Source organism: Mesorhizobium sp. M1A.T.Ca.IN.004.03.1.1, assembly GCF_003997555.1.
GTDB lineage: Bacteria > Pseudomonadota > Alphaproteobacteria > Rhizobiales > Rhizobiaceae > Mesorhizobium.
In genome coordinates this window covers 1-248 of sequence record NZ_RZTV01000809.1, presented here as the reverse complement: position 1 = coordinate 248, position 248 = coordinate 1, and the positions used below count along the sequence as shown (strand labels likewise).

The 248-nt window shown below is 59.7% G+C and carries 1 protein-coding gene; it reads left to right on the top strand.

What is annotated here, in order from left to right:
• A partial coding sequence (locus tag EOD29_RS33900; protein ID WP_164764049.1) for a hypothetical protein occupies positions 1 to 238 on the top strand: 238 nt, incomplete at its 5' end.
• Positions 239 to 248 lie beyond the last annotated feature (10 nt).

Genomic DNA, 248 nt, shown 5'->3' with positions numbered 1-248 from the left:
GCTCGCTCGCGCCCGGGAACCCATCGTCGAGACATTGAAGCATCAGCAGCAGAGCAACGGATATTGGATCGAATATCTGCACCACGCCCAGACGGACTCGCGTCGTTTGGACCGGATACGCGATAGTCTCAGCGGCTACGGCAAGGTCACCGCCGGGGATATCCGCGCGTTTGCCACCGCCTATTTGAGCCCGGAAAAATTCTGGAAATTCGAAGTGCTGCCGGCGACGGTAAGATAGCGGGCGAGGC